Consider the following 26,637-nt stretch of genomic DNA (forward strand, 5'->3'; position numbering starts at 1 on the left):
TCACCTCACACTTCAAGTATGGACACATATAGAGAGGGCTAAAAGCTTATACCGTCTAAAGACGGTGGAGTTGGACCACGCATTTGTAAATTAAACAGCCGCTAAAGAAAACAAGGATCATTAAAGTACACAACCTCAGAAAGAATCTTGCAGCCTTGAATGTTTTCGAAAGCTTCTCTTGCTTCTTTTTCCGTGTCAAATTCAAACATGGTAATATTTAAATTTGAAAAGAGAGTGATGACCCACATAAAAATTTCCCCCAATTAAAAGATAACTTTTCCTTTTCCCATAGACTGATAGATAATTTCAACAGCAACATCATTTTTTCCTCATCATCATGAATCTACTTTTTTATTGCCATCATTATTATGTCAATACTTGATAGATTTCTGCACCCTATCAATCTGTTAGCGTTATATTTACAACATTATCGAATGACTCCTGCTTCTATGTACTCGTCAGTAGGAATTTAAGATTTGGCTTCTCAATAAGAATCTAGCGAGCTTCTTTTTGAGAAGCCATCTCTAAAAACTTCGTTTATTAAACTTTTACCCTTCTAATAATAAAGATTCCGGATCTTCAAGAAGCTCTTTAACAGTTGCTAAGAAACTAACTGCTTCTTTACCGTCAACAATACGGTGATCATATGAAAGTGCAATGTACATCATCGGACGATTTTCAATTGTCTCTTCATCAATTGCAACTGGGCGAAGTTGAATTTTATGCATTCCTAAAATACCAACTTGAGGTCCATTTAAAATTGGTGTTGAAAGCAAAGAACCAAAAACACCGCCATTTGTGATTGTAAACGTTCCACCTTGTAAATCAGATAAGCTTAGTTTATTGTCACGTGCTTTAGTAGCTAGGTTAAGAATTTCTCCTTCGATACTAGCAAAGTTTAGACGATCCGCATCACGAACAACTGGTACAACTAAGCCTTCAGGTGCTGATACAGCAATACCGACATCATAGAATTTCTTTAAAACAAGTTCATTCCCTTGAATTTCTGCATTTAATAATGGGAATTGTTTTAAAGCGGATACAACTGCTTTTGTAAAGAAAGACATAAACCCTAAACGCACATTATGTTGTTCATAGAACTTGTCCTTACGGCGTTTACGAACTTCCATAATCGCTGTCATATCAACCTCATTAAATGTTGTTAACATTGCCGCTGTTTGTTGTACTTCTACTAAGCGATTAGCAATTGTCTGTCTGCGTCTTGACATTTTAACGCGTTCAACAGGTTTACCTGGTTGTTCTAGCTGGACAGCAGATTGCTCAGGTGCTTTAGCTGCTGGCTTAGCTTGCCCGCTTTGAACTGGTTTTGTATATGCTTCAACATCTTGTTTACGAACACGACCAAGTGGATCAATTGTTTGAACATTTTGGAGGTCAATTCCACGTTCGCGCGCAAGCTTTCTTGCTGCTGGTGAAGCAATGACCGCCTGTTTTTTTACTTCCTCTTTTACTACATCGTTTTGTTGAGCTGGTGTTTCAGCAGCTGTTGGCTCCGCTTGTTCGGTTTTTGATTGCTCTGGTGTGGAAGCCAGGGCTTCTCCACTTTCGTCGATTACCCCAATCGTTTCTCCAACTTCAACAGTATCACCAGATTCTTTAAATAGTTCTTTTAAAACGCCAGAATATTCAGCAGTTAATTCTACATTAACTTTATCCGTTTCCAATTCTATAAGATAATCACCTTTTTCAACCGTATCACCAGGCTGCTTAAGCCATTGTGCAATTGTTCCTTCCATAATGGATTCTGCTAGTTCTGGTACTTTAATTTCAACCATGTTTGATTCCCCCTTGAGATCTTCGTTAAATAATTTTTATAGTTAAGTTTCAGTAATAAATAACGTTATATTTATCAAAACATTATTTGGAAAACAGCAAATTTCTTCATTTATTTTAATTCAACAAATGATTGGTTTCGTACTTTTTGCGTTAAGGCATCCGTTACAATTCTTTCTTGTGTCTTCTTATGAATAGTTGGATCTCCTTCAGCAGGACTCTGTCTTCTTCTTCTTCCAATATATCGAACCGGAACACCTTCTGGAGCAATTTCACGTAATCTCGGATCAATGAATAACCAAGAACCCATATTTTGCGGTTCTTCTTGAACCCAGACAATTTCTTCAAGAGATGTTAAACGATCAATAATGGATGTAATAATCTCTTTAGGGAATGGATAAAGCTCTTCTACCCTTAAGATGTGCACCCAATCTGTATTACCATCAAGTGTATTTAATTTATCAGCTATATCAATTGCGATTTTTCCACTACATAACACAAGTCTCTTTACTTTTTCAGGTCTATGACCGAGTCCTGGTTGTTCAATGACAGGTTTAAATCCTCCTTCACTTAATTCATCGATACTTGAAACTGCATGTGAATGACGTAATAAGCTCTTTGGAGTCATAATGACTAGCGGCCTGACTTCTTCACGTTTCAACAAATCTGCCTGACGACGTAAAATATGAAAATACTGAGCCGCGCTTGTAAGATTTGCAACTTGCCAGCTGTCTTCTGCTGCTAGCTGTAAGAAGCGTTCTAAGCGACCGCTTGAATGCTCAGGACCTTGACCCTCAAATCCATGTGGCAATAGCATAACCAACCCTGACTTTTGCCCCCATTTTGCGCGGCCCGAGGCAATGAACTGATCAAAAAATACTTGCGCCGCATTTGCGAAATCACCAAATTGCGCTTCCCATAAAACTAATGTTTCAGGTGCAAACACATTATACCCATATTCAAATCCAATTACAGACCCCTCAGATAATGGACTATTATGAACGACAAATGATGCTTTCGTATTTGATACGCCATGAAGTGTCGTGTAAGATTCACCATTTTCCACATCATGAAGAACAAGATGTCTATGTGCAAATGTACCGCGTTGTGAATCTTGTCCAGTTAACCGGATAGGAGTACCATCTTCTATAATAGAAGCAAAGGCTAATGCTTCTCCCAGACCCCATTCCACTTTCCCTTCTAAAGAAAATGCTTTTGCTCTTCTCTCGAGTATTTTTTTCAATTTCGGGAATACATGAAAGCTTTCTGGCCATTTGACTAGCTCATCATTTAATTGTAACAATCGCTCTTTGTCTACAGCGGTTTTTAATTCCGGCAGCCCGCTGTTCACAAATTCAGGAAGTTTGATTTCATGAGCCTGAGCCACATTTTTACCAGGTACTTTTTGATAGGCTTTTTCTAACGTTTCGTGAACATCCTCGTTTATTTTCTCAATATCTTCAGACTTTAGAACGCCAGCACTTTCCAATTTTTTAGCATATAATTCACGAACTGTTGGATGTTTTCGAACCTTTTCATAAAGCTTTGGCTGTGTTATCGAAGGTTCATCCATTTCGTTATGTCCAAAACGTCTATATCCGATTAAATCGATTAAGAAATCGCTTTTGAATTTTTTTCTGTATTCCATTGCAATATAAACCGCGGCCAAACATGCTTCCGGATCATCCGCATTGACGTGAACAATCGGAATTTCATATCCTTTTGCTAAGTCACTTGCATATTTAGTTGAACGAGAATCACGGCTTTCTGTTGTGAAGCCTATCATATTATTAGCAATAATATGTATCGTTCCACCTGTTTGATATCCATTTAACTTATTTAAATTAAGTGTTTCCGCAACAATTCCTTCTCCAGGGAATGCTGCGTCACCATGTATCAAGATGGCCATAGCCGCATTAACATCTTGTTTAGGTAATCCGCTTTCAGTGCGCTTCTCTTGAGCCGCGCGCGTATATCCTTCAACAATTGGATCAACAAATTCTAAGTGACTTGGATTGTTTGCTAATGTTACTTTTGCACGAGCTATATTTTCATCTTTAATTTGCTTGTAAGCACCTAAATGATATTTAACATCACCGCTCCAGCCGTAGTTAATACCAATTGAACCTTCTGAAGGAACTAACTCTTTATTTGGGGCATGTTGGAATTCAGAAAAAATAATTTCATATGGTTTTCCAAGGACATGAGCCAAAACACTTAGGCGGCCGCGATGTGCCATTCCAATATTTATTGTATCTGTACCAGCTTGAACAGCATTTGAAATCAATTCATCAAGAATTGGAACAAGCATATCCAATCCTTCAATTGAAAAGCGCTTTTGCCCTACAAATGTACGATGGAGAAATTGTTCAAATTCTTCGACCTCTGTCAGCCTTTTCAAAAGGCTTGTGCACCCTTCTTTTGATAACGAACGATGCAAAGAACCCGTCTCCACCATCTGCGTTAGCCATGTTCGCTCTTCGATATTGTGTACATGGTTAAACTCGTAAGCTAAAGAGGTCGTGTACACGTCTTTAAGCCGGTTTATTGCATCATATGCTGTTTGGACTCCTTCTGGTGCATCGGTCCACACCGCTTTTCCCGGAATCGCTTTCAAATCTTCCTCACATAACTCATATCTATCGGGACTCAACAAAGCGTGATCATTTGCTGACATCTCTAAAGGATTCATGTTTGCTTCCAGATGCCCGTATGAACGAATGGCCTCGAGCAACTTTACTACTTTCACGACTTTTTCTATACTCACCGCATTGTTAAGAACAGGAGATGAAGTTTCGGTATTTTTTTGAAATTGGTTTGTTTCAAAGGAAAGAGGAGAACCCCACTTTATAAAAAGTTCCTTTAATTCCAGATTAACAGGGTCATCTCCATTTACATACTTTTCGTATTGTTCCATTACATACCCAAGGTTTGGTCCATAAAAGTTTCCCCATGGATTTTGTTGGTTTTTCTGTATTACCATTTACATACCCCCATGATTGTGTTTCTTCTTACTATTTTGTATCGCATAATTTGGAGAAGTTATTATCGATTGTTTATGGATAAGGATAATGTAATAATTGAAATAAATAAAATGCTAAAAAATTATATTTAAATATAAATAATTTTTATATGGCATAGACTGGGGGAAAAAATGGATTACCGTGATTGGGAAATACTAAAGGTTCTCTATAACCAAAAAAACCTAACGAAAGCAGCCCGGATTTTGTTTATTACCCAACCCGGATTGACTAATCGTTTAAAACATATGCAGGAAGAACTAGGTGTTAAAATAATAACCCGTGAAAGTAGAGGCGTTCATTTTACCCCACAAGGAGAATATCTTGTCCATTGTGCTGAGGAGGCCCTTGCTCATTATCAAAAAATAAAAGAGAATGTTCGCAATATGAGTAAAAACGTAAGTAATGAAGTTGCAGGTACGTTGAAATTGGGTGTATCCAATTTTTTTGCAAATTATGAACTTCCTTATATTTTGAAATTATTTAAAATGCAGTATCCTCATGTGGAATTCAAAGTGATTACAGGATGGAGCAGAGATGTAACTCAACTAATTCACAATAAAGATGTTCATATTAGCTTTGTTAGAGGAGACTATGGTTGGAGGGGATTATTAAAACATTTATTATTTGAAGAAACAATATGCATTGCGTCAAAGGAAGAGATTGATATTACGGATCTCCCTCATCTTCCTAGAATCGATTATAGAGGGGATTACTTATTAAAATCATTAATTGACAATTGGTGGGCCGAAAACTATGCGCAAGCACCCTTTATCAGTATAGAAGTCGACCAAGTTGATACTTGTAAGGAAATGGTTATAAATGGTTTAGGCTATGGCATCTTGTCCAGTAGAATACTTACCGGGATAGAAGATATTCGTCTAATTGACTTAACTGATCAAAAAGGGAATCCTTTATTGCGAAGAACGTGGATGTATTATCATCAGGAATCTCTAGAATGGAATGTCGTTAAGGCATTCGTACATTTCATAGAAAATTTTGATTGGAAAGATAATTGAATAATCACTGATACTCCCACAGCTTAAGCAGTGGGGTTCTGAATCCATTGCTCTCATCCGACCAGCAGCCACAGTTCATACAAAAAAGTATGCTCGGCAATTAGGGTTGAACAGGATACTGGGACAATTTTCTTCAGAACGTTCACGGCCAAAGCAACCTTCTGTTGCCATTAGCGACCGCATCTTTTGGCTATCGTAAGCCCGGTTGTATCAAACCGCCTATTTTAAATCTATTCCTAATTTACGATGATTCCTGAATTGAGGTTCTCCTTTTTTTGTTTCAAAATCTGTTGAATCTTTTGATCGTGCAAGTTTTTAAATAAAGGAAAGGTTTCATGACAACGTTTTTGATCAGCTTTGGTCCCTGCGGAATTGGAGTTCATTAATAAGAAGGCCGAATATAAATCCCGCTGAATTTTCGTGGTGTTATCGATGATATGCCATCGCTCTGACAAAGGTTTTTTCATGTAGTCATTTCTGATATGACAATATTGACAGGTTAGACTTCCATCAACTAGCAATTAACCGCTTTCTGGGCACGCGTTATAAGAAAAACCGGGCATAAACCGCCCGGTCTTTTTTTGTCTAGCGAATGCCTGATAGCTTGTACTCTAGGCCATATACTCCCTTATAATATTCTGGATACATTTATTTGTTCACCACATTTCTCACATCCGAACATTGGAGGAGCCGTTGGATCTCCATCATCCATCAAGTCAAGATCTCTTACTACGTTTTGCAGGTTTTGTTATAATCGAGAACACTGAAACAGCTTTTGATTGTTCAAATGATTGTTAGCCTTTATAACTAACTTTTCCTGTCTCAACTAATTCCTTAAGTCCCATGAACATTAAATTCCAACCATGTTCAGATCCATCGTGATACTCTCCAAGAGCTTTTTCGATATCAGATTTTGTCCAATTTTCTTCATGAGGAACGATAATGTTTTGTGTAAATGTCATTTCACAACCTTGTTTTAGTTCTTTTAGCTCAACTGTAATCGTATCTTCTAATTCGCTAAACTGTGGCATTTTAAACGTAAACACTAATTTTTTGGGAGGATCAATTTCAAGGTACTCTCCTATTGCTCGATAATCTTTATCTTCTCGATGATCAATAATTTCCCAAGTTCCTCCTACTTGAGGATTACTGTGTGCCGCTTTATTTGTCCCCTCCAATGTAAACAACCATTTTCTCATCATTTCAGGGTTCAGCCATGCATCAAAAACTCTTTTAGGTGCTACATCAAAAATTCTTGTCATTTTTAAAGTCGTTCTTGAATAGTTGTCCATCTTCATGCTCCTCTAAGTCATTTAATGTTCTTTCTTTTTTGCTTTCAATAACTCATTCTCAAGAAGATCAAAACGATTACTCCAAAATTTCTCATAAAAACTCAGCCACTCTTTAGCTTGCGATAATGATTCGGCATTTAAGCGACATATGTGAGTTCTTCCATTTACAATCCTATCAACTAAATTTGCTCGTTCCAAAACCTTTATGTGCTTTGAAATTGCAGCCAAAGACATATCAAACGGTTTCGCTAGTTCGGAAACTGTCCTTTCTTTCAGAGCCATCATATGAACCATTTCTCTTCTTGTTGAATCAGCTAAAGCATGAAAAATTTCATTTAAATAATCTTCATTATAGTTAACCATGTAGTTAAATATAACAGATTATCCACCTATATTCAACTGATTAGTTAAATATAAGCAATAAAAATACAATTATTTGCTCGGCGTTAAGAGAAAACATGTAAAGAAGGAAAACTTCATTATAAAGAAAATGCTGAAAAAATTCCTGATTACACCAGAGGCTATCCGAAAAGGACAAATTCATTAAAAATTGAAAATCAAGAATGTTAATAAATCAGTCTTCTGAAATATGTTAAGGGGCAGTTCATTATTGGACTGCCCCTTTATTAAAGGATTTTCTTGCAATATTTGTTCATTATCGTATCTTTCATCGGATCCCCACCGGAATTAATAGACGTATCCACGTACTCAACTGCAACGTTTTTGTAATCCGAATAAGATTGGAATAAAGGCTCTGACAGTATACCGATGTTCAACTTGGAACTGTTTTCACATATAATCTACTTAATGAGTTTCATTTGTAATAACTATACACGATTCGTTGTAAAAAGCGCAGCAAGCATCTTATTTTTTGCGAAAAAAATCAAAAAAGGCATGCATAACCTCTACCCCTTGAAATAGAAATAAACTGAAGGCTGTGAATGAAAAGAATGTAATGAAAATAATTCTTACCCAAAACATCATCATGTTAAAATCTCCCTACTATTGTTTTCCTCAGGTCCAGGTAAAAGTTGCATGTTCTGAAGCGCCCAGGATGCAGCTGCTTCGTTTGGATTAAATGGCAGCAGCTACAGTCGAAATGAAAAGTCCTATTAAGGATATGACCACCACGTTTTCTTAACAGAGCCACTAATAAAGAGGCTAGGGCAAATTCATTGATTTTGTAATCTGCCTTGGCTTTAAGGTTTTAACTTTGATGGGTCGGCACCACAAACGCAGTAAGCGCAACCGCTTGCTTATCTGATTAACATTGGTCATATGAAGTCCGTTAACTGGCCTTCTTTAATTGATTTTGATTAGCTTTCATTCTCTTTTTAAGATACAGTAAGGCAGAAAGACATAACCCTGCTCCAATTCCCATTGTTAAATTCGTGAAGACGGTCAACATAAAGGTCATCATTAAAATCAATGAATGCTCTGATTTTTCTTTAAGAATACTAGCAAATTGTTCCTTTTTACATATATTCCATGACACGACCATCAAAACCGGAGCTAGGCTGGCAAGCGCAACATGTGAAGCAAAGGGTGCAAGTAATACTAATACGATCAAAACGAATAAAGCATGCGTTATTCCTGCAATGGGCGATGAAGCGCCATTTTTGATATTTGTTACGGTACGTGCTATCTCCCCTGCTGCCGGAATTCCATGAAATAAAGGTGTCACCATATTTACAATGCCTTGACCGATTAGCTCTTTTTTACTGTTATGCCTTGTACGTGTCATTTCATCCCCGACACGAGCCGTTAACAATGACTGCAATCCGACAAGCACGGCAATTACTATGGAAGATGGCAAAAGGGCTAGGATTTTTTCAATGGTCACCTCGGGAAAATGAGGGACTGGGAATTGATTTGGGATGTTCCCATAAATCGAACCGATGGTTTCAATTTGATTCGAAAAGAATAAAGACGAAACCAGACTTGAGACTAGGATACCAATTAGAAAGGAAAGTCCTCCAGCCTTAGGAAAAAAACGTTGAACCATCAAAATAATTACTAAACAAAGAAGGGCAGTGATGATACTATAGATGCCCACGTGGTGGAGATTCTTAGTAATTTCCATTATATTCAAATGAAAGAATTCGTATCTCTCAATATGATGCAGTCCCAGAAAGTTGGAGATTTGGCCGCTGAAAATAATAACCGCAATCCCAGACTGAAAACCTATAATAATTGGCTTGGGAAAATGTTTAATTAACTCACCGGCCTTGCACAGCCCAAAGATGATAAGCAAAATACCCGCCATGAACCCGGCAATTAATAGGTTTTCATATCCGAATTGTAAAATAATCCCCAGTAAAACAGGAACAAAAGCACCGGTAGGTCCTGCAATTTGAAATTTGGATCCCCCCAAAATGGCAATCAATAAACCGGCTACAATCGTTGTATAAAGTCCCGTGACAGGAGTTGTTCCCGAAGCAATCGCAAACCCTAATCCCAATGGAATAGCAATGATACCGACAACGATTCCCGATAACACATCTTTTTTAAAGTTGTGTAAGGAATAGTCTCTAAACGCTTCTAAATTCATAACCGTACGTTACCCTCCCTGCTTGAAATATTTAAAATTATTATGCTAAATAAAACTGCCTAAAAGTTGATACAAGCAATGCCAGCAACACTCCGGGGGTTTCCGGCAAATATTTCGGTGTCAAAATAACGATAGCTTAACTTATCAAAGCGAAAAGTACACGATAGACACACCATTTCTCCTGCTAGAGGTGTAAAGTCATATTCTGACCTGCCCCCTGGAGCCTTAGCAAATGCCATCGCTTACAGAATCGTTACAATCCCGACTGCCAAACCAGCAATCAAATCCATCCCGAAAACAGCCGGGATTGTACCCAAACCCGTTTGCCAACCTCATTCTTTACATACTCAATTGTTCTGTTTTCTTTAAATCGTCATGGCTGTATCCATCTGCGACGAGATCTAATTTACCCGTTTCAGGACAGATCACCATCCCATGAACGGCAATCTTGTCCGGCATTAGAGGATGATTTTTGATCAATTGAACACTATTCTCAACACTCTTTTCTACACATTGAAAACCCGTAAGCCATTTCGATACATCAATTCCGGCGTTAACAAGAGTATCAATTCGAGCTTCGCTAACTCCATTTTGCTTTGCGGCATCAAGAATGGATGCAGGCTCAAGGCCAACCATTCCACATCCGTGGTGCCCAATCACTATGACTTCTTCAGCTTTTAATCCATAAATAGCGACAAGAATACTGCGCATAATGCTGCCAAAAGGATGAGATACCACAGCGCCTGCGTTTTTGATGATTTTCGCGTCCCCGTTTTTTAAACCCATTGCTTTTGGAAGCAATTCCAACAAACGAGTATCCATGCACGTTAGAATAACGATTTTTTTATCTGGATACTTTGATGTCTGGAAGGCTTGATAATTCTTTTGATTGACGAAAGAATGATTCGTTTCCATAATTTCCTGAATAATTGACATAGATTTTCGACTCCTCTATAACAAGTTTTTTTATCCTTATCTTTTAAAACTTCATACTACCGAATGAAATAGATACAAAGGCAAATGGCAATTTCTATACGATGGACCTCTGCTGGCGGTTTAAATATTAGCAACAATGAAATGGAACGTCTATTATTCTCGGACAACAAGCTGCTTTCATAGGATAAGAGAACGTTACATTCGGATGAATGAATGGTTAATCTTTTTGTAAATTTTGATTGATCAGATTATTTACAATGTAATGATAATTTAACAAGATTATCAAATTGCAAATGAAGTCACCTTTTCATGGTTTCTTTTTTCCTAATTCTGTCCCTTTCCGTTAGGGAGATAGATAGGAATTTAGGTTTATGTAAGGGTCCATAGTACGAAGGAAGAAGAGGCGCTAATCAAAATTCGGTGAGAAAAGAAGCATCATTTAGGGATGATGTCCTAATTTCGAGCATAATTGATCAAAATCTACAAAATTTTTAGAATTCATGCTATGGATTTTTACATTGAGGCTTTATATTGAGAGTATCCGAAGGAAATCAAATCAATTGCCATATAAGCTGTTTTCGCCCCTGACAAAGTGATTGGAGTGCCATTGGATGGACTTGCATCTATGTAAGAGAATTTATACAATCTAACAGTAACCTTTGTGTGGAGGAGGAACCCTATTGATCGTTTTTTTGGTTTTCATCCTCAAATCTTTTGTCTATTTGTTTTTGACTTATATTCTGTTTGGTATCGATTGGTCCTATTTCAAGAAACAGATGATTTGGTGTATATTTCTATTTTCTTTATTTATGTTTTTATTACTATTTTTAAAATTGCCAATTGAAATGACCGTTGTTGCTTATACCGTTTTCAACCTTTTTTTATTCAAAAGTTTTTTTCCTTTCTCTTGGAATGTTGCTGCACTTATGAGTCTTTCACGTTCGGCTATCCAAACCCTGGTGGAAGGTTTGATGACTCATTTCGGAGTCATTTCCCGTCATTACATAGATAAACTAATGGATTTTCCAACACAGGAACTTATCATCACATGCGGGGTTTACTTTTTGATGTTATTGATCGGACTTTTTTTGTATACGAAAAAAATCTCACTCTTTAAATGGTTTACTGTAAGACATACAGAGTACACCAATTATTTGGTTGTGCTCATGATTATGTTTCTTTTGCAAGATGATCTTATCCACTTGATGAGCATACGAAATTCAAAAATGGCACAGTATACCGCTGATTATTTTTTAATCATCTCGATGATTTCAATTTTTATTATGGGGATTACCATATTTTCGATCTACTCATTTGGAAAACAGCTTGAATTTCAAACCATGCAAAAAACAGAAAGAGTGTATTTGCGGAATATTGAGGAATTGATTTTTTCCGTTCGTTCCCAGCGGCATGATTACCACAATCATCTGCAGGTGATCTCTGGTTTATTACACCAGAAGGAATACGAAGAAGCGGATGAGTATCTAAAGGAATTGAATCTTGAATTGCAGTCCCAGCAGGCTTTAATGCAGTTAGACCATACTCCTTTGGCCGCATTAATTCAGGCAAAAAAAGAGATTGCACAAATTCATCATATTGTGATGAAGGTCGAAGTATATACATTGATCCCCCCCTTGGAAATTAAATCCTATGAACTGGTACAAATCCTGGGAAATTTACTTGATAATGCCATTGAGGAAGAACTTAATGTTCCTCCAGAAAGGCGGATCATCACATTAACGATTGATCGAATGTTGAATTCATTGGTCGTTTTTCGCGTTCATAACGCTAATTCATGGATTGAAGAGAACAGGATCGAAAAAGTTTTTCAAGAAGGATATACAACGAAGGAAAACCATAAAGGGCTTGGTTTAATAACAGCAAAGCGGATCTCGTGCAAATATCAGGGGTATATTGACGTTGAAAGCGATCCGCATTCTGGAACCATGTTTTCTGTATTTATTCCATTTATCGAAAAGAACAGACAGGAGGTAAATTCGAAGTGTCCTATAACGTAGTCGTTGCCGAAGATCATGAGAAAATAAGGAAAAAACTGGTTACCTTTCTGAGAGAGAATGGATTTACCATTATGGCTGAAGCAAAATCGGGAAAGGAAGCAAAAAATCATGTTCAAAAGCTGCGCCCGCAGGTTTTGTTTGTGGATATTGAAATGCCGGATGGAGATGGGTACACGATAGCCAAGCAGCTGCGTTTACAAATGCCGGACTTGCTCATTGTGTTTATTACCGGCAAGGCAGAATTTGCTTCGAGGGCTTTTGACATTGAGGCTACTGATTATATTGTAAAGCCTTTTAGCCAGGAACGTTTATACCAATGCTTTAAGCGTATCGAAAACTCAATTGGAATTACAGAAACGCAGTCTTTTCCCCGCTTAAGTATCCGAAGCCGGAACAGTGTGGAAGTCATAGATCAGGAAGAAATCGTATTTATTAGTTCAGAAAATAAATCTACAAAAATTATCATGGATGGAAAAAAAGAAATCAGAACATTGGAATATTTGAAAAATTTGGAGGAAAAGCTTGATTCGGCTCTCTTTTTACGTACCCACAAAAGTTACATTATAAATATCAAACATATCAGCCGAATTGAACCTTCGGGTCAAACGTATATTGTGTATTTCAAAAACACATCAAAGATGGCGTTTGTCAGCCGGACTCATTTATCTAGCTTGTATAAGAGGTTACAGATATCGTAACCTTTGCCTTGTATATTCTCCTGTCTTTTACGCTGAAAAGCAGCGGCGAGTATTGATTGTAAGGTTCTTGAAGCCACTCGTTTTTAATGATCTATAGCTCACTTTAACCTGAGGAAGACTTAACTTTTCATTTAGATATTCTAATTCACAACTTATAAAAATGCAGAACGAAATCCCTCATCTACCAGAAATCCCATGCCTTTTAATTTATATTTTAAAACCTGTTTTATTATACATTTTTAACTTCCTCAACCAGTATGTTTATCATACTCCATTTATTTATCCACTTTTGCAGCATTTGTTAAAAAAAAGCTGTCGAAAGCGTCTCGACAGCCTTGGATATCCTTTTTAATTAAACTGGAACCGCTGCACTCTCATTGACTTTTTTCAAAGTTGGTTTCCCCTCTTCTACGATAAAAGAAGCTGCTGTTTCAATTGGTGCACCCGGTCTTGTTACGTATGGAACAGTCAAATAATCAGTTTGCCATTTTTGTTGGGTTAATTTGCATCTGACATAGCCGCGGCGGTTGCTGAAAAATTTAATATGGGGATTTTCTTGTAATATTTGTTCCGTATCGGGTCTTACATCAGATCCGTCACCACCGGAAGTGATGGACGTACCAACGAACTCAACTGCCACATTTTTTGAATTTTCATCGTCAAAGTCGGCTTTAACCTCATTCGCCCAGCTTGAATGAACATCCCCTGTTAAGACAACAGTATTTGTGAGATTCATCTCTGTAATATGATTTAGAATTCTTTGTCGAGCGGCAGGATAACCATCCCATGAATCCATCCCATAACGCTCAGCATCAGGACCTAATCCATAATCACGACGAGCAAAAAAGACTTGCTGTGCAAGAACATTCCATTTTGTTTTTGAAGCGGACAAACCATTTAGTAACCAGCGCTCTTGTTCTTCACCTAGCATAGTACGTGATGGCTCCATCGATTCAGGTGTCGGCGGGCCCCATCCGTCCCCATCCGCTTGGTCATCTCTGTATTGACGAGTATCAAGCATATTAAACTCTACTAAGTTTCCAAAGGCTAAGCGTCTGTATAATTGCATACTGTTTCCATTAGGATACGATGTTCTGCGGAGAGGCATATGTTCATAATAAGCTTGGAAAGCAATTGCTCTGCGTTTTAAGAAATCTTCTTTAGACTGCTTTTGCGGATCTTGCGGAACTTCCCCTGCCCAGTTATTATCCACTTCATGGTCATCAAGGGTAACCAGCCATGGAAAGTTGGCATGTGCAGCTTGCAGGTCACTGTCTAACTTATATAACGCATACCGGTTTCGGTAATCGTCAATTGTATAGATTTCAGGAAAATCCTGATCAATCGGCCTGACACCGCTGGAGTTATGTCGGCCTTCGTAAATATAGTCACCTAAATGAATAACTAAATCCAGGTCATCCTTCGCCATATGCTGATAAGCTGTATAATAGCCGGTTGGCCAATTTTGACAAGAAGCAAACGCAAATGCTATCTCATCTACTTGGCTATGCAGGGCAGGAGCTGTCTTTGTTCTTCCAACTGGGCTCAATTCTTTACCTGCTTTAAAACGGTAATAATACCATGTTGCCGGTTTTAGTTTATTGACCTCGACATGTACGGAGTGACCGAGTTGAGGCTTTGAAACCTCTGTTCCTCTCTTTACAACTTTTTTGAACTCCTCATCAAGAGCTACTTCCCATTGAACTGGAAATGGATGGGATGGCATTCCTCCTCCATTAAGTGGATCCGGAGCAAGTCTTGTCCATAAAACTACACCATCTGGCAGTGGATCACCAGATGCTACACCAAGCGTAAAAGGGTACTTTAAGTACTTCGGTGCAGCAGAAGCTGTATTCACAGGTAAGGAATTTGCGATTGAAACACCAATAGCCAGTCCAATTCCTTTTCCCGCATTTTTCAAGAAATCCCTGCGATTCGTCTTGCCTAACTGGTTAGCATCATTCACTTTTTTTGCCTCCTTTAGTTTTCTAAAACTATTGTAGGCTTGCAACTGTAAAGGGAGAATAAAGTGGTTGTAAAAAATTCGTGAATAATGCCGAAATAGAAATGTCCCTCTGAGGTTGCTCCATTCACCTCTTATTATTCATTAAGTATACAGTGTAGTTGGCAGTACTTCTTCATATAAAGGTCATAAATAAACGTTTGTTTAAACATCTGGACGATTAAAATTCGCTAAGGACACTGGATTTTTCTCCCTATTTCGCAGGTTATAATTACCAACATTGGACGAGATAACAAAGCAACAACATTCTCATATTAATAAAGTAGGTTTTCTAACCATTTTGAAACGTTCAACTATGCGATATGGCAGGTTTTCTAACATTACAGAAAGAATAAACTTTACGAGGGGGGTTTGAAAAATGAAATTCACTGGTATCGTTCGGAAAATTGATGAAGTAGGCCGTATTGTAGTTCCAAAGGAAATTCTTCGTACACTCAATATTAGAGTAAAAGACCCTTTGGAAATTTACGTGGACGGAGGTCACATTATTTTAAGTAAGTACCATGCTTATCAGGCATGTCATTTGACTGGCGAGGTTTCAGAGCAAAATATTGTTTTGTCTGGAGGGAAACTCGTACTAAGTCCGGAAGCGGCAAAAAGGTTAGTGGTGGAATTAAAAAAATACCTCAACACAAAACGATAATTAAAAAGGTGTGAAGGAGTTAGCGACGATTTATCGTAATTTTGGAGAGATTCTATGAAAATAAAAATAACAACATTAGATTACCATCTTCAGAAATTTCCATTAAAAAGAGCTTACCCATTTAAGGAATAAACTCTTTTGATCGATTAAAAATATTATTCAACCGGTGATCATTCACTTTCTGTTATCCATTTATGATTTTTAACTTTTTCTCCCCCGGTAGTCGGAGTGAAATCAACCATATATACAGTCGTTTCTTCGGCTGAGTCAATTTCTGCGGTTGCGCCATCCATTCCTTTCATATGACCTGCATTTACTTTAACTTCTGTTCCAGGTTCTAGTGGCGCATCACCAGCATCTTGTAACTCCTCATGAATAACCCACTTATGATTTTCTACTCTTTCTCCACCAGTTGTCGGAGTATATGAAATCGTATAAACGGTAGTATCATATGCACCCACAATCGTTGCCTCAGCACCCTTCATCCCTTCCATGTGATCTGACTCGATTATTGCTTGACTTCCAACTTCATAGGTTGGGTTTTCTGCCTCTTTCAAACCTTCAGGAACTTCACCTGAGCCGGAATGGTTCATATTATGATGATCCATTCCTTCCATGTTTTCCGTGCTTTCTGTGTTTTCATCGTTGGCGCAGGCTCCCAGTACTAAGAAAAGGGCTGCAACTAATAATACGATTGGTTTCCTTATTCTCTTTTTCAACATGTACATAACTCCTCCTTTGACGATTGACAATATTCTATCAAAAAAATATCGCGTAAGTTCAGGGGAAAACAGAACGCCTTACTCTATTTCCCCATAAAATATTAATTTATTCCACTTTTCTTCTGTGAGTTCACTGATATCATTCTTTGAACCTCGTCCCCAATCCAGCTGCTTTGTGTTTATACTTTTAAGTTACCATAATTCAATTATACGAAGATAGAAAAAAACAAACCCATACACGTATCAAAGAAACGTCTAATTGGCAAAGGAATCTTATTATTAGAAAAAGACCTAGAAGCTCTTAAAAAATGAATTTTTTGACTATGAAACCTGTCCAATCTAACTTCTACTATTTCCATATTATATATTGTTAGTTCAATTTAATAGAAGGGGGGGTCTTTAATGAGTTATCGTAAGAAAAAAAAGCATCATTGCGATTGTTGTGTTTGTTGTGATTGTTATGATCCTTGTAAGAAGAAAGATGATCATGATCATTGGGATGATTGCGATCCTTGTAAGAAAAAAGATGATCATCATTCTTGGAAGAAGAAATGCTGTTGCTGCTGGTATTATTAGTAGAAAAAAAGGAATATGTCAGCTCTCCCCCTAATGTATAGGGGGATTTTTGTGACTTACGGCATTTTTACATAGTATAAACATGTTATTCTTTGTATGTTGGTCACATGAATATATTTAGGTTTCGGGGTGAGAGATTGTGAGGGAGCTAAATAACCATGAGATACGAACAAAACGAAGCAAACATTTTGGAATATCTTTACACGAGTCCTGTCTGAGGTATTCTGAATGGTTGTTATAGGGCAACCATTATCTATCATGATAGTCGAGTAACCTGCTGCAAGATTTCTGATTTATTGAGATAAGGAATCAGAATAAAATACATATGTCTTGCTTTACGAAATCTTTATATACCTGTATTTATCATATTTATCAATACTTTTATTAATGAGTTTGAGTGAATTCTTCGTTTCCTTAATTTTTGTTTCAACACTATTTAGAAGATGTTTTAGTTCTTCAATTTTATTAGGGCTCATCGTTCAAACTCCTTTTCATGATTACCATTTTGTATTACCGACGACTTAGAATGATGTCATTTCTTTCAATAAAATTTTATAGGGCGGGAAGGATTTTTTCACCGAAAGGTTTTTGCATAACGGATTATACGGGACACCGCAAATAGCGCAATAGTCCTTTATTCACATCCACCCAAAACTTTCCCCCAATGTTAACACGTCCAAACAAGAAATTTCATTCTACTATTTCTGTGATAAATGCTTGCTTAAAAGGCCTTATCAACTTTCGATAAGACCTTTATTCATATCAACTATTTGTTTAAGATCCATATATTCTTCTCTATCAAGAATATCGATTTTTTTATTAGTCGTTAACAAGATTTGATCCCTGCATTTAGAAATTCTCTCAATCATGGGGTGAATATTTAAACTAGTTAAGCCAACAAAATCATAAAGGTCTTCTATACTTGTGGGCAGCTTATACCCTTTATTACTGCTCGCAATAAGCAGACCCTGGTCCCGCAATTTTGAAACAATGTTCGATCTAAAATAATGAATTTGCATTTTCCTTTTCCTAATAGCGTTTAGGTTCGCTAAGATTTCTTCGGTATAGACATATTCCCTTTGATTCTCTTTTAATTTGAACAAAAGAAATTTGATAAAATCCACCCGATCTCGCTCATCAATCTCCGGATTTTTATTATGAACCCGAATATAGTCGCAAGCGAGATCAATCGATTTTCTTGCAATGAGTTTATCCATTTCCGAAACATTAGGATCGTTTTCAAAGTCATAGTTGAAAGTTCCATAATCCAAAGGCCAATAATTCATTTTATTTATTTTGCTTTTCAGGATTTTTAAAAACTCTTTATTATTTTCTGCTATCTGAGTTTTATCATTACTTGTATCAAAACTCCCCGCAATAAAATTGGCAAGCTTCAGAATCTTATCCGATCCGCTTTCAGTAAATCCAAATGGAGTGTAATCAAATAAATCGCGAATACTATTTTTCTCAACGAATTTCTTAAATTCTCCCAAAAATTCTTTGTTATCATTTGCACTAAGGTCCAATTCCTCAAAAGCACCATGTAAATGATCATAGAGAAACCTTGTTAGAAAATGAATAAACTGTTCCTTATTACGGACGCCTAGCTCTTCTCTAATCCTTGTTTTATCAATTACATAAGCATCAACATAGAACGGCAGGTCTTTAAGCTGATTTAGAATTTCTATTCTCCTTTGATCGGTATTAGAATTCACTTCTTCCTTTTGAAAATACTTTATTTTTTCTAGCCCTATTTCCAAAGGTTGTTTATCATCACCTTTTACAAGTAAAACAACAATAATAAAATTCCTCGAAACATCTTTTTCATCAAAGTCCAGCCCATAATCACCAATCTCATCGATACATGCATATGGAATGTTGTTCAATTGGACCCACCTCTTTAAAAATAGATTGATCGATTTTTATCGTATTGTCCCTTTCATTCAGCAGATATCCTGTTCTTCTTAATATAATTCGTCAAAATTTGTATTTCACCTCTAACCTTCTGTTCATGCTTATAAACTACTCAACAGACTTTATCTGCCTATTATAAAAATTGAGCAGAGCTGCTTAGAAGTTTAGTGTATTTCGCGGTTTGGTTAAGGTTGACACTCAGCTAATACTCATACCTAACAAAATAGCAATCTAAAAGAAATCTCCAATATTTTAAGATGTTAAGATTTCTGTAGAGGATAGAACAACAAATGATCGAGAGGAGATTCCCATGACAAGTAAAATGAATGCACTTCCGAAAATCGTATCAAAAGATGAGTGGCTCACAGCTCGTGAGGAAATGCTTGTAAAGGAGCAGGAAGCAACAAGTGCGTTAAATGCGCTTGCCGCAGAGCGCCGCAGACTGCCGATGGTCGAGCTTGACAAGGAGTACTCTTTCGAGGGGCCGGAAGGTAAGGTGAGTTTGCTTGATCTATTCGATGGCAGGCGTCAGCTTATCCTATACCACTTTATGTTCGATCCGAGCTGGGACGAGGGCTGCGTCGGCTGTTCCATGCTAGTCGACAGCATTGGCCACCTCGCTCATCTGCACGCTCGCGACACCTCCTTGGCCCTAGTATCCCGTGCCCCGCTTTCCAAAATTAAGCCGTTTAAAGAACGTATGGGCTGGACCGTGCCGTGGTTTTCCTCGTATAGCAGCGACTTCAACTACGATTTCGGGGCCACGACGGACCGCGGGGAGCAACCAAGCTTGAGTACCTTCCTCCGCAATGGAGACAGAATCTTTCAAACCTACAACACAGCGGATCAAGGGCTTGCAGGGATGAATGGGATTTTAAACTTACTCGACATCACTCCATTTGGACGGCAGGAGAACTGGGAGGATTCACCTGAAGGGTGGCCGCAAACCCAGCCTTATGAGTGGTGGCGCCACCATGACAAGTATAGAAATGACCCTAAAGGTCCGGAATCCTGTTGCAGTTCAGGGGATCAATCGTAATAATTGGTGATGGAAAGTCAATGATTCGAAGCATCTTCTTTTTAAAAATGGAAGTTTGATTAAGTGGACCACCTGAAAAAAAGTAGATTTATATAAAGCTGTCTTCAAACTCACTTCATTGGTGTTTTATTGGATAACAGGGCTGCCCCAAAAGTCTTTTTTGTAGACTTTTGGGGCAGCTTTTTTCTTCTTCAACAAACTTCTATTGTGATTAAAAAGAGTACAAACAAAAGTTGGTTTTCCATTAAAAAACAATTTATTATACTTTTACCTCTCGTTTGTATTATAATATTATATAACGACTTATTCAGAAGGGAGAGACCTCATGAAGTTAAACAATTCAAGTTCACGACCTTTATATGAACAATTATTGTTAAATATAAAGGATGAAATAAATAATAACGTATACCGCTTGGGGGAAAAAATTCCAAACGAAGCTGAACTATGTGAAATTTATAAGGTTAGTCGAATTACTGTAAGAAGAGCGATTCAAGAGTTAGTGGATGAGGGGCTGCTAGAGCGAAAGCAAGGAAAAGGTACGTTTGTATCAAGAAAAAAAGTTTCAAGAGAATTAGTTACTGTCGAAGGGTTCTCTGACTTTAGCAAACAGCTGGGCAAAAACTCCTCGAAACGAATTTTAGCGTGCGAAGAAATAAAAGCTACCAAGAAAATAGCAAATAAACTGCAAATCGAAATGAATTCACCAGTTTTGAAACTTTCAAGGTTAATGTTACTCGACGATCAGCCATTTACAATTGATATTACCCATTACTCACTTGATCGTTTTCCAAAATTGACCGAACGTATTTTTGACTACGAATCTACTTACGATGTTCTAAAAAATATCTATCATATCGATATGAAAACTACTTCTCAGACCAAAATTCTCACAGCTGTACCAGCTACAGAAATAGAGGCTGAATATTTAGCTTGTGACATTGGGGATACCCTTTTTAATATTGATAAAACGGTCTATGACGAACAACGTATCCCTATACATCTTTCTACTTTTAAAACACCAACAACACTTATCGCTTTTACCATTTCAACATAGTCAAGCGCTAGTAATAATATACACAAATGTATTCAAAAAGGAATGGAACTAACCATTGACTACCTGGATAGTTCCATTCCTTATTACAGAAAGAACAGGAGAATCGGGGCTATCTGATAAGTCCCTAAAAATAAAGCAGATCAGGAAAACAGTTTGTTTTTCCTGATCTGCTTTTTCGTTTTTTCTTTAGTTCAGGGCAATAGCGGGCGAATACCTGCTACCTTGAGCAGATTGTGTGCTTGTGCCACAATCCAAATCAGGTTATTAATTGTTTCCCATGTCCAAATGCACCATTCACTTCACATGTTAGTGCCGCTTTCACTGCACCAACTTTCAAAGAGTGTTTAACAGAAAAACCATCTAGATAGCTCGTTAAAAACCCGGCTATGAAGGAATCACCTGCCCCTAAAGTGTCAATCACATTTGCTTTTTCAATGCCTTGTAAAAATCTATTATGTTGATTGGACATGATTATTCCTTTAGAACCTCTTGTGACAATTACATTTAAGGTACCTAATTTATGAATGAAAAGGATTAAATCTTCAATTTCTTGGTCTGAGAAGTCGCTCCCCGAAACAAATGCAAAGGTAATATACGGACATACCTTTTTAAGTGTCTCTTCTGTAAAGTGATTCGAGAAGTCGTATGAAATTGGTAAAAGCTTTTGCAATTGCGGAAGTTCTTCATCCAGATTGCTGTATATACTTGTGTGTAAAACATCATAGTCTTTTATATACTCATAATCTTCTTGACTTAACCTTAGTTTGATCTTTGATTGAATTCCTCCTTTATTGGAGCAAACAAAAATCCGATCCCCTTCATCATTAAGATCTACATAAGCCTTTCCGCTTTCACCGTATGCTTTTCGAATTTTACTGATATCCACATGATTTGACTTTAGAGATTCTACGATATGCCCGCCTTCAACATCATCTCCAACAATCCCTATAAATGCGGTTTCTGCAGCACCATATTGTCTTGCTAAAACCGCTACATTCAATGCATTTCCCCCAGGAAACATTTCATTACGATCTTTATATATATCAACAACGTTATCCCCAATTGCAATTAGTTTCATGTCATTCAACCCTTTCTTATCCTTTCACACTGCCTGAAGCAAGACCGCGGATGAAATATTTTTGCATAAATAAAAACAGTACGATAATCGGTGCCGCAGATATCATTAATCCTGCTAATAAAACGCCCCAATTTGTTTGTAAGGCATCCCGAAATTGCATTAACCCTGCCGGAATCGTTTTTAATGCTTCCGAATCAACAAAAATTAAGGCAAACATAAATTCATTCCAAGTAAAGTAGGCTGTTAAAACGATTGTTGTTAATAAAATCGGTAAGTTAAGCGGAATAAAAATTTTTGTAAAAACTGTCCACGTATTACATCCGTCTAGAAAAGCTGATTCTTCCAATTCTTTAGGTACTTCAAGAAAAGCAGCTCGAATAAGCAGGATCGTAATTGGAATCCGATAAGCAACATACGGCAGAATTAACGCTAAATACGTATCGTGTATTCCTAATGCCTGGATCAATTTGTATAAAGGTACTAAGCTTACTTGAGGGGATAACATCATCCCGCCCATACAAAAAATAAGCAGGAGATTCTTCCCTTTCATATCAAATCTCGTTAGTCCGTATGCGCCGAGTGCACTTAGGAAAACGGTTAGTAAACAAGTGCTTAACGTTACCAATGTACTATTAAAGAAATAACCAGAAATACCAGTATTCCATGCATCAATATAGTTTGAAATAAGCCAATTTTGCGGCAGGGACCAGCTGTTAGAAAAAATCTCTTCCGTTGTTTTAAACGAATTGATAATCATCCAAAATAATGGATAAGCAATGATAATGAAATAAACAAGTAATATTGTATACAAGGGAACAGATCCAAGGATGGCTGTTTGCTTGAATGGCATTTTAATATCCGAACGATATTGGTAGTTTACAGTTTCTTTATTCGTTTCCATGTTAACCATCCTTTCCTGTTCGGAATAATTTCATTTGTACTAACGAAACAAGTAAAGTAAGTAGTAAAATAACTGTTGCAATTGCGGAAGCGTAGCCCATTTGATCTTGGAAAAATGCTGAATGATAAAGAAGTGTTCCCAGCACTTCACTTGAATTTCCGGGACCTCCGCCTGTTAAAATGTATGGTTCATTAAAGACAGTAAAAGCTCCTGTCAGCGTAATTAACGTGGCAACAAAAAACATTTCTCTCACTTGAGGAACTGTTATTGAAATAAACTTACGAACCTTACCAGCCCCGTCAATGTCGGCTGCTTCGTATAATTCTTTCGGAATATTCTGAATTGAGACGATAAATAGCATCATAATATAGCCGATACTTTGCCATTGTGAAACAGCAATAACTGCGAAGATCGCTGTTTCCGATTCTCCTAACCAAGCTCTCGCCCATTCCTCTGCTCCTATTAAACTTAAAAAACCATTTAATATTCCTATATCAGGGTTATAAACAAAGCTAAATAATAAGGCAATAACCGTTATTGAAATAACGACTGGCAAGAAAAATATCGTTCTAAAAAAACTGCTGACAAATCTAGTTACTGGATCCTCAAGAATAGCTGCTAAAACCAGTCCGCCAAATACTTGAAAAATGATGGAGATAACCGCGTACCAAATATTATTTTTTAAAGCTATATAAAAAACCTCATCTTTAAACAGATTAAGGAAATTTTCAAATCCAACAAATACTTTATCTGGAGAAAATGCTGAGAATTCATAAAAACTAAATCTGAAATTTTCTAAAATCGGATAATACACGAAAAGTCCCAAAAAGAGGATACATGGAGTAATATATAAATAGGGAACGATTTTATTGCTAGGCAATATTGATCACCTCTTCATTTTGAGAAAAAGGTGGCCAACATCCAAACCACCTTTTCCACTGATAGTTTTATTTCTCTTTCACTTTTTTGTTAGCTTCTATTACATCAGCCATCACTTCTTCAGGGGTTTTCTTACCGTCTAACATCTGTTGTGTACCATTTAGATAGGCGTCTACGATTGAAATATCAACTGCAGTATCAAACCATAGATAGGTTTTTTCAGCATTAACAATTAAATCAATTGCTTCTTGCTGAAGGGGGGAAGCGTTTTCAGAATTGGTTGTCCCTTTCACAGCACTATATTCGCTTACTTCAGTCAGTTGTTCTGTTCCCTTTTCTTTAGAAGTTAAGAACTTGATAAATTCCATTGCTTCCTCAGGATGTTTTGTTTTTGAAGCGATCATGATTCCTTCAGGTGCTGCTGTAATGGAATTAGGGTTACCTTCCCCATCCCTAATCGCAGGAGTATTAAATACACCTAAATTTTCTTTAAGAGAAGGCTCTATCAAGCCAATTTCAGCCAATTGAAAGTAGCCAATTGCCGCTTTTCCACCATTAAATAACTCACGAGCATATTGGTGATCGACAGAGTTAACTCCGGTATTAAAGAAAGGCTCAAGCTCCATGAATTTCTCCAGAGCCTTCACATATCCCGGATGGGTAAAGTCACCCTCTGGATTGTTGCGATCATAGTCTTTGGCAATCACCTCTTCTGGAACCATCAGTTCATTTAATGAGCCAATATAATGAGAGATCGTCCAAGGTGCCTTGCTTCCAAACGCAATCGGTGTCATGCCGGCTTCTTTTATCTTTTCTGAGACTGTAATTAATTCACTCCACGTCGTTGGAACTTCAAGATTTAAATCTGTGAAAATCTTTTTGTTATAAAAGAAGGCTTTTCCATCAGTGGACCAAGGTATTCCATAAATCTTTCCGTCAAGGGTAAATGGTTTAAACTGGGACTCAATGATTTGGCTTGACCATTCTTTATCGTCATTCACCGCTTGTGTTACATCTAATGCTTGGCCGGCACGAGCAAAGTTATATGCAAACTCACCGCTCCAAGAAAAATAAACATCTGGTGGGTTTTTAGAACCTAATACGACTCGAATTTTTTCTTTATATGAGTCGTTTAACACGGCTTCCGTTTTAATTTTAATATTTGGATGTAATTCCTCAAATTCTTTTACTGCGTTTTCAAAGTACTGCTTTTTAGGCTCGGTAGGCCAGCGGTGGAAAAATCGAAGTTCGACGGTATCATCATTTGAAGAAGTTTCAGTAGATGAGGAACAGCCTGCAATCATTGAAAGGAATAGAATGGACACAATACTTAGAATTAATAACTTTTTCATAACCTTCCCCCTCCTAATAAAGCTATCAAACATCATGTATTTAATAGTGAAAAAGTGAACGCTGTTCACTTTTTCACCTTTTATTCTAGTATTCTACTTTCCACATATATCTCCGTTTAGATAAAGGATGGTTACGGGTTTCTGCTAGATTATCCGCGTACTTCCTCAGCACATAATTTAACACTAGAGGAGCAATATATCCTTTTACCTCTTCCTTAATTCCGCTAAAATCAAATTCTTTTGCATCGAGGACAACAAGTTTTTTCCCATATCTCTTTGAGAACTCTAAGGCTCTTTCTTCCAAATGTCTTGTTTCATCCAATCCAAGGAGTATGATAAATGGTGTTTCTTCATCAATGATTTCAAAAGGACCGTGGAAGTACTCACCTGCATGAATGGCATGAGAATGGATCCATTGCATTTCCATTAAAATACAAATGGCATAAGAATAAGCTACACCGTAATTTGCACCGCTGGCCATTGTATAAATTATTTTTTCATCTTTATAATCTTGACCAAATTTTACAGCTTTCTCGTGTGATTGTGAAGCAGCTTTTTCATAGACGGTTTGGAGGTTTTCCAAGCTCTCCTCTATCAAACCGAATTTATCATTACCTTCTACCGTTTTAAGGATTCCAAAGACCAATTGATAGAGTACTGAATAATTCGTCGTAAAAGCATTTGCCTCTTGACCCCATTCATATTTCAGGACAACATCTGATGCCTGTGCTAAAGGAGAACCTATTTCATTAGTTAAGGAAACTGTCAACGCACCTTTGGATTTAGCAAATTTTGCTGATTCTACTGTTTCAGGAGTCTTTCCAGAATGAGAACATAATATGACAAGAGAGTTTTCACCAAGTTTAGAATGATTGCGATAGATAAATTCATTAGAACTATAAAGGTGAGCATCCATCTTCTCAGCTTCCCGATCTATTACATATTTTCCCGGATACATAAGAGCGGAAGAACCTCCACAAGCTACAAAGAAAACGTTTTCAAATCTTTTTTTCTTAACCTCTGCTAGTGCATGTTTTATTTGATTTTTTACATCTACTACTAATTCAGTTCCCATTTATTGAAGCCTCCCTAATAATTTTTGGATAAGTAATTACTACTTACCATTTA

Annotated in this window: 23 protein-coding genes; 7 read left to right on the forward strand and 16 right to left on the reverse strand. The window is 37.2% G+C overall.

The annotated features are described in order from the left end of the window. Window positions 1-101: 101 nt before the first annotated feature. The 3 genes from IC621_RS20560 to sucA form a co-directional block, all read right to left on the reverse strand. Window positions 102-248, reverse strand: a complete 147-nt coding sequence (locus tag IC621_RS20560; RefSeq protein ID WP_191160951.1) for a hypothetical protein — start codon at window positions 246-248, stop codon at window positions 102-104. A 300-nt stretch (window positions 249-548) separates the two neighbouring features. After that, window positions 549-1,796 (reverse strand): 2-oxoglutarate dehydrogenase complex dihydrolipoyllysine-residue succinyltransferase, encoded by a 1,248-nt coding sequence (odhB, locus tag IC621_RS20565; protein WP_191160953.1) that lies wholly within the window; start codon window positions 1,794-1,796, stop codon window positions 549-551. A 110-nt stretch (window positions 1,797-1,906) separates the two neighbouring features. Then, window positions 1,907-4,777, reverse strand: a complete 2,871-nt coding sequence (sucA, locus tag IC621_RS20570) for a 2-oxoglutarate dehydrogenase E1 component (protein WP_191160955.1) — start codon at window positions 4,775-4,777, stop codon at window positions 1,907-1,909. Window positions 4,778-4,948: 171 nt separating this feature from the next. On the opposite strand from sucA, the gene IC621_RS20575 reads away from it, so the two are divergent. Further along, a complete protein-coding gene (locus IC621_RS20575) occupies window positions 4,949-5,833 on the forward strand; it encodes a LysR family transcriptional regulator (protein WP_191160957.1) in 885 nt (294 codons plus the stop codon). Window positions 5,834-6,627: 794 nt separating this feature from the next. On the opposite strand, the gene IC621_RS20580 is transcribed toward IC621_RS20575, so the two are convergent. From IC621_RS20580 to IC621_RS20595, 4 genes are all read right to left on the reverse strand, one after another. Further along, the gene (locus IC621_RS20580; RefSeq protein WP_191160959.1) at window positions 6,628-7,125 is read right to left on the reverse strand and encodes an SRPBCC family protein; all 498 of its coding nucleotides are present in this window, start codon (window positions 7,123-7,125) and stop codon (window positions 6,628-6,630) included. 21 nt (window positions 7,126-7,146) lie between these two features. Continuing rightward, window positions 7,147-7,488: an ArsR/SmtB family transcription factor gene (locus IC621_RS20585; RefSeq protein ID WP_191160961.1), complete on the reverse strand. Its 342-nt coding sequence runs from the start codon at window positions 7,486-7,488 to the stop codon at window positions 7,147-7,149. A gap of 925 nt (window positions 7,489-8,413) precedes the next feature. After that, window positions 8,414-9,676, reverse strand: a complete 1,263-nt coding sequence (locus IC621_RS20590; RefSeq protein ID WP_191160963.1) for a SulP family inorganic anion transporter — start codon at window positions 9,674-9,676, stop codon at window positions 8,414-8,416. A gap of 339 nt (window positions 9,677-10,015) precedes the next feature. Continuing rightward, window positions 10,016-10,612, reverse strand: a complete 597-nt coding sequence (locus tag IC621_RS20595; protein WP_191160965.1) for a beta-class carbonic anhydrase — start codon at window positions 10,610-10,612, stop codon at window positions 10,016-10,018. Window positions 10,613-11,292: 680 nt separating this feature from the next. On the opposite strand from IC621_RS20595, the gene IC621_RS20600 reads away from it, so the two are divergent. Both IC621_RS20600 and IC621_RS20605 read left to right on the forward strand, forming a co-directional pair. Beyond that, a complete protein-coding gene (locus tag IC621_RS20600; protein ID WP_191160967.1) occupies window positions 11,293-12,630 on the forward strand; it encodes a sensor histidine kinase in 1,338 nt (445 codons plus the stop codon). Further along, window positions 12,615-13,328 (forward strand): LytR/AlgR family response regulator transcription factor, encoded by a 714-nt coding sequence (locus tag IC621_RS20605; protein ID WP_191160969.1) that lies wholly within the window; start codon window positions 12,615-12,617, stop codon window positions 13,326-13,328. The genes IC621_RS20600 and IC621_RS20605 overlap by 16 nt, the downstream gene beginning before the upstream one ends. A 352-nt stretch (window positions 13,329-13,680) precedes the next feature. Here IC621_RS20605 and IC621_RS20610 read toward each other — a convergent pair whose 3' ends face one another. After that, complete coding sequence (locus tag IC621_RS20610) at window positions 13,681-15,294, reverse strand: alkaline phosphatase D family protein (protein WP_191160972.1); 1,614 nt, start codon at window positions 15,292-15,294, stop codon at window positions 13,681-13,683. A 415-nt stretch (window positions 15,295-15,709) separates the two neighbouring features. Between IC621_RS20610 and IC621_RS20615 the strand changes: the two genes are divergently transcribed. Continuing rightward, complete coding sequence (locus tag IC621_RS20615; RefSeq protein ID WP_191160974.1) at window positions 15,710-15,994, forward strand: AbrB/MazE/SpoVT family DNA-binding domain-containing protein; 285 nt, start codon at window positions 15,710-15,712, stop codon at window positions 15,992-15,994. Between the two features lie 170 nt (window positions 15,995-16,164). On the opposite strand, the gene IC621_RS20620 is transcribed toward IC621_RS20615, so the two are convergent. Continuing rightward, window positions 16,165-16,716: a YdhK family protein gene (locus tag IC621_RS20620; protein WP_191160976.1), complete on the reverse strand. Its 552-nt coding sequence runs from the start codon at window positions 16,714-16,716 to the stop codon at window positions 16,165-16,167. A 487-nt stretch (window positions 16,717-17,203) separates the two neighbouring features. Here IC621_RS20620 and IC621_RS26925 point away from each other — a divergent pair, with 487 nt between their 5' ends. Further along, a complete protein-coding gene (locus IC621_RS26925; protein ID WP_263576004.1) occupies window positions 17,204-17,326 on the forward strand; it encodes a hypothetical protein in 123 nt (40 codons plus the stop codon). 301 nt (window positions 17,327-17,627) lie between these two features. Here the strand turns inward: IC621_RS26925 and IC621_RS20625 are convergent, their stop codons facing one another. Both IC621_RS20625 and IC621_RS20630 read right to left on the reverse strand, forming a co-directional pair. Further along, the gene (locus tag IC621_RS20625) at window positions 17,628-17,768 is read right to left on the reverse strand and encodes a DegQ family regulator (RefSeq protein WP_191160978.1); all 141 of its coding nucleotides are present in this window, start codon (window positions 17,766-17,768) and stop codon (window positions 17,628-17,630) included. A 258-nt stretch (window positions 17,769-18,026) separates the two neighbouring features. Continuing rightward, window positions 18,027-19,178, reverse strand: coding sequence for a hypothetical protein (locus IC621_RS20630; RefSeq protein WP_191160980.1), 1,152 nt, complete (start codon window positions 19,176-19,178; stop codon window positions 18,027-18,029). Between the two features lie 338 nt (window positions 19,179-19,516). Here IC621_RS20630 and IC621_RS20635 point away from each other — a divergent pair, with 338 nt between their 5' ends. Beyond that, complete coding sequence (locus IC621_RS20635) at window positions 19,517-20,245, forward strand: DUF899 domain-containing protein (protein ID WP_224752690.1); 729 nt, start codon at window positions 19,517-19,519, stop codon at window positions 20,243-20,245. 325 nt (window positions 20,246-20,570) lie between these two features. Beyond that, window positions 20,571-21,299 (forward strand): GntR family transcriptional regulator, encoded by a 729-nt coding sequence (locus tag IC621_RS20640; protein ID WP_191160981.1) that lies wholly within the window; start codon window positions 20,571-20,573, stop codon window positions 21,297-21,299. Between the two features lie 256 nt (window positions 21,300-21,555). Here IC621_RS20640 and IC621_RS20645 read toward each other — a convergent pair whose 3' ends face one another. From IC621_RS20645 to IC621_RS20665, 5 genes are all read right to left on the reverse strand, one after another. Further along, entirely contained in the window at window positions 21,556-22,377 is an 822-nt protein-coding gene (locus IC621_RS20645; protein WP_191160983.1) for a PfkB family carbohydrate kinase, read from the reverse strand. A 16-nt stretch (window positions 22,378-22,393) separates the two neighbouring features. After that, complete coding sequence (locus IC621_RS20650) at window positions 22,394-23,227, reverse strand: carbohydrate ABC transporter permease (RefSeq protein ID WP_224752699.1); 834 nt, start codon at window positions 23,225-23,227, stop codon at window positions 22,394-22,396. Between the two features lie 52 nt (window positions 23,228-23,279). Then, on the reverse strand, window positions 23,280-24,161 hold the full coding sequence (locus IC621_RS20655) for a carbohydrate ABC transporter permease (RefSeq protein ID WP_191161065.1): 882 nt from the start codon (window positions 24,159-24,161) through the stop codon (window positions 23,280-23,282). Window positions 24,162-24,225: 64 nt separating this feature from the next. Next, complete coding sequence (locus IC621_RS20660) at window positions 24,226-25,509, reverse strand: ABC transporter substrate-binding protein (RefSeq protein WP_191160987.1); 1,284 nt, start codon at window positions 25,507-25,509, stop codon at window positions 24,226-24,228. Between the two features lie 85 nt (window positions 25,510-25,594). Beyond that, window positions 25,595-26,584: an SIS domain-containing protein gene (locus IC621_RS20665; RefSeq protein WP_191160989.1), complete on the reverse strand. Its 990-nt coding sequence runs from the start codon at window positions 26,582-26,584 to the stop codon at window positions 25,595-25,597. Window positions 26,585-26,637 lie beyond the last annotated feature (53 nt).

Source organism: Metabacillus arenae, from assembly GCF_014773385.1.
Classification (GTDB): domain Bacteria; phylum Bacillota; class Bacilli; order Bacillales; family Bacillaceae; genus Metabacillus_D; species Metabacillus_D arenae.